The sequence below is a fragment of the Ensifer sp. SSB1 genome (assembly GCF_016652895.1).
Lineage (GTDB): Bacteria > Pseudomonadota > Alphaproteobacteria > Rhizobiales > Rhizobiaceae > Ensifer.
The window spans coordinates 1-4,444 of record NZ_JAEPRP010000303.1; the positions used below are offsets into that span (position 1 = coordinate 1).

General features: G+C 62.8%; 3 protein-coding genes. 1 reads left to right on the plus strand and 2 read right to left on the minus strand.

Annotated elements, in window-relative coordinates; genetic code table 11:
- On the plus strand, positions 1-991 hold a 991-nt coding region (locus tag I8N66_RS36230), incomplete at its 5' end, for a glycosyl transferase family protein (protein WP_291165143.1).
- A 17-nt stretch (positions 992-1,008) separates the two neighbouring features.
- Here I8N66_RS36230 and I8N66_RS36235 read toward each other — a convergent pair.
- Both I8N66_RS36235 and I8N66_RS36240 read right to left on the minus strand, forming a co-directional pair.
- The gene (locus I8N66_RS36235) at positions 1,009-3,072 is read right to left on the minus strand and encodes a M3 family metallopeptidase (protein WP_113535422.1); all 2,064 of its coding nucleotides are present in this window, start codon (positions 3,070-3,072) and stop codon (positions 1,009-1,011) included.
- Between the two features lie 105 nt (positions 3,073-3,177).
- Entirely contained in the window at positions 3,178-3,819 is a 642-nt protein-coding gene (locus tag I8N66_RS36240) for a LysE family translocator (RefSeq protein ID WP_223725923.1), read from the minus strand.
- Between the last annotated feature and the right edge of the window lie 625 nt (positions 3,820-4,444).

Consider the following 4,444-nt stretch of genomic DNA (forward strand, 5'->3'; position numbering starts at 1 on the left):
CTGTGCGCCGTGGCCGAACCCGGCGGCAGGACAACCCGGGCAGTTTATGAGAGTTCCGCTAAGTGAAAGTGAAGCTGAAGATGCGCTGGCGGTCATCCTTGCCGGCGAGGCGGACCCGGTACAGATCGGCGCGCTGATGACTGTACTGCACTATCGCGGGCCGACAGCGGTCGAAGTGGCTGGTTTCGTGCGCGCCATGCGCCACCATATCGGCGCGATCGAGCCGGGTAGCGGCGTCGCCGATCTCGACTGGCCCTGCTACCTCTCGCCGAAACTGAAGACTGCACCCTGGTTCCTGCATGCGGCGCGCCTTGTCGCTGAAGCCGGTCATCGCATCGTGCTGCACGGGAACTATGGTGAGGACAACGAGGAACGGCACAAGCTCGAGATCGCCGCTTCCGCAGCCGGAATCCCGATCTGCGCATCGATCGCGGCGACAAAGTCAGCGCTTGCATCGACAGGTATCGCCTATCTGCCGCTGTCTGCGTTTGCGCCGCAAATCTATCGCTTGCTGGGGCTCTATCGGCTGATGGAGATGCGCATGCCGTTGAACGCCGCCATTCACCTCATCAATCCGATGGGCGGGCGGGCAACCCTGCTCGGCGTCGCCAATCCCTCGAGCCGCACGCTTAGCCGCGACATCGCCATGCTGCTCGGCACGAGAGAACTGACGATCCTCGGTAACACCCGCGACCACGCCGAGTTCACGCCCTATCGCCAGACGCCGCTATTCCGCCTTGTCGGCGGAGAAGTCTCCGACCTCATCATTCCGGCGGGGATTGCACCGCGGGCCGAGCCGCGCACGGGTCTCAGCAGTCGCGAATACTGGCAGGCAGTCTGGACCGGTGCTGCCCGCGACGAACGCGCCGAAACGATCATCATCACAACGGCGGCTGCCGCCCTCATCAGTCTCCGCAATCACGACGACTTCGAGGCAGCTTGCGAGACGGCGCGGGGACTTTGGAACAACCGATCACGCCGGATGGCGTGATCGGAGATTGGTGCGGCTCAGGCGGCCAGACCTTTCTTGGCCAGCATCGCATCCGGGCTCGGCAGCTTGCCGCGGAAGGCCTTGTAGGCATCTTCCGGATCGATCGAGCCGCCGACCGAATAGATGTTGTCCTTGAGGCGAGCGGCCATGGCCGGATCGAAGGCGTTGCCGGTTTCCTCGAAGGCCGCGAAGGCGTCGGCGTCGAGCACTTCCGACCACATGTAGGAATAGTAGCCGGCCGAGTAGCCGTCGCCCGAGAAGACGTGCAGGAAGTGTGGGCTGCGGTGACGCATGACGATGGATTTCGGCATGCCGATCTCGTCGAGCTTCTTGGCTTCGAGCGCCATCGGTTCCGTCGTCACTTCAGCCGTGTGATAGGCCATGTCGACCAGCGCGGACGAGGTGAACTCGACCGTTGCAAAGCCGGAGTTGAAGGTTCGTGCCGCCAACACCTTGTCGAGCAGCGTCTGCGGCATCGGCTCACCGGTCTGGTAATGCACCGCGTAACGCTTGAGGATCTCCGGCACCGTCAGCCAATGTTCGTAAAGCTGCGACGGCAGCTCGACGAAGTCGCGCGAGACGCCCGTGCCGGAAACCGAAGGATAGGTGACGTTGGATAGCATGCCATGCAATGCGTGTCCGAACTCGTGGAAGAGCGTGCGGGCATCGTCGAGCGACAACAACGCCGGCTTGCCTTCGGCGGGCTTGGCGAAATTGCAGACGTTGTAGATGATCGGCAGCTCGCCTTCCGCGCCGTTCTTCAGCTTGAGCTTGTGCTGGGACTGGAACGAACTCATCCAGGCGCCGGAACGCTTCGATGACCGGGCGAAATAGTCGCCGAGGAACAGCGCCACCAACTTGCCGGATGCGTCCTTGATCTCGAAGACACGCACATCGGGATGGTATGCGGCGATGCCCTTCTTCTCTGTCGCGGTGATGCCGAACAGACGCTTGGCAACGTCGAAGCAGGCCTCGATGATTTTTTCGAGCTGCAGGTAAGGCTTGAGTTCGCCTTCGGAGAAATTGAACTTCTCGGCCCGGAGCTTCTCGGCGTAGTGGCGCCAGTCCCACGGCATGACGTCGTGATTGCGCCCTTCGTCGGCAACGAGCCGGGCGAGCTCAGCCTCTTCCTCGCGAGCGCGGGCAACGGCCTTTTCCCAGACCTGCATCAAGAGGCCGTTCACGGCGGCGGGTGTCTTCGCCATGGTGTCGTCGAGCTTCAGCGATGCGAAGTTTTCATAACCGAGCAGCTTCGCCTTTTCGGCCCGCAGCGCCAGCATCTCGGCGATCAGCCCGCGATTGTCGGTGTCGCCGCCGTTTTCACCGCGCGCGATCCAGGCGCGGAAGGCTTGCTCACGAAGCTCGCGATTGTCGGAGAAGGTCAGGAACGGCTCGATGATCGAGCGCGACAAGGTGACCGCGTATTTCCCCTTCTGTCCGCGATCTTCGGCGACCGCCGCCATGGCGTCGCGCAGGAAGTCCGGCACGCCGGCTAGCTGATCTTCGCTCTCCAGGAACAGGACCCAATTCTTCTCGTCGGCCAGCACGTTCTGGCCGAACTTGGCGCCGATACCCGCGAGTTTCTCGTTGATCGCTGCCAGCCGCTCCTGTTCGGGCTTCGCGAGCTTGGCGCCGGATTTGACGAAACCCTTCCAGTGGCGCTCGAGCACGCGCGTCGCTTCGAGATCGAGCCCCAGGGACTGACGCCCTTCCCACAGCGTATCGATGCGCTTGAACAGCGCTGCATTCATGCCGATCTTCGAATAGTGCCGCGACATCTTCGGGGCGATGTCGCGTTCCAGCGCCTGGATCGTCTCGTTAGTGTCGGCGCCGGCCTTGTTCCAGAAGATCGAGGACACGCGCGAAAGTCCGTCACCGGCGATTTCAAGCGCAACGATCGTATTCTCGAAGGTGGGCGCCGCAGGGTTTCCTGCAATCGCGTCGATCTCCGCTTCATGTTCCCTGAAAGCGGCTTCGAAAGTCGGGGCGAAATCCTCGTCCTTGACCAGATCGAAGCGCGGCAGGCCCTCATGGCCGGTCCATGACGTGAGCGCGGGATTGAGCGGGGTGCTGGTGGTCATCAGAAATCCTTTCGCATGCGATCCGGCTTATGACCGGGGAGGGGGCCGCCGACCCATGACATCAGGAAGCGGCGAAAATGAAGGTGGTTGTCGGCGGGATTACCGTCAAGGTTTACGCAGACCGAGAAGGCCAGGGGCGGCGTGCCAGATGGCCTGGAGGGCGAAGCCCATGAAAAGGAGACCGGAGAGCCTGACGATCGCCAGTTCGTGGCGGCGATAGAAGCGCCGCACCACCGAAGCGCCGATGATGACGATGAGGATCAGGTCGGCGACAAGAAAGCCGATGAGCGAAACGCCAAGCAGCGCCGGAAGCGCATCGAAATCGAGCGCGTTGGCGGAACCGGCGAGCAGCGCCGTGAAGGTGGCGAGCGCCACCGGATAGCCCTTGGGATTGGTGAGCCCGAAGATCAGCCCGCGCCGCAAGGGGCGCTCGACCGTCAGCAGCGCCCGGTTCTCGCCGGCGGGCCGTGCCCGCAGCGCCGTCCAGCCGATCCAGCCGAGATAGACACCGCAGAAGAGGCCGAGAATATCAAAGATCGTGCTACCGACCGAACGCGCGCCGACGATTGCGACCAGCGCCAGTGTCGACCAGAGAATGTCACCGGCCAGATGTCCGCCCATGAACAGGGCGCCTGCCTTGCGCCCCTGGCCGGCGCCGATGCCGAGCAACGCCAGAAAGGCGGGGCCCGGAATGAGCGTATAGGAGAGGGCGGCGAGAAAGGCTCCGATCAGCAGCGTCTCGGACATGGCATATTCCTGATTGTATCGTCGGCATTCGATCCCGCAGTACCGATTCCGTCAAGAGAAAAGCAAGGCCTTCGATGCCAGCCGTGGCACTGGCGGAATGGGGCGGTGGCCGCCCCATTCCTTGCATCCTCCTTGTGCTGCTAACCGCTAGAGCGGTCACCGCCCGCGACCACGACCGACAAAGGTCAGGGCATCGATGGTCGCCTGCATTATCGCCGTTACGGCGCGGATGAATTTCCGCATGATTGCGCTCCTCTCCCGGTGGGTGAGCCTGCCCTCGGGCACGCTCGCTCCGGCAGCATTCCATCTGCCCGCGCAACCGCCTGTTTCTCCGGGAACGCACGGCCAACGCGGACGCACAAATCTTTCGTCGGAATGATTTCCCTCGACACGAAGTTGCGCTAAGAACGCGCCCGGCAGCGCCCGTGCGCCTGTTCAGACGCATCAGGGCCGCTGCAGAAGTTCAAAGGGCTGCATGTTTCCTTAAATCGACTGCGATTTCAGGAGACATGCAGCCGGTTTTCCCCGCGAGAAGGACTATCCATGACTGTGCGCAACCTCTTCCTTCTGCCCGGCGACGGCATCGGCCCGGAAGCCATGGCGGAAGTCCGCAAAATCATCGCCT

Bases quoted from the DNA above. Each gene is read 5' to 3' on its own strand.
- I8N66_RS36240 (WP_223725923.1), bottom strand. From the start codon at position 3,819: ATGTCCGAGACGCTGCTGATCGGAGCCTTTCTCGCCGCCCTCTCCTAT.
- I8N66_RS36235 (WP_113535422.1), bottom strand. From the start codon at position 3,072: ATGACCACCAGCACCCCGCTCAATCCCGCGCTCACGTCATGGACCGGC.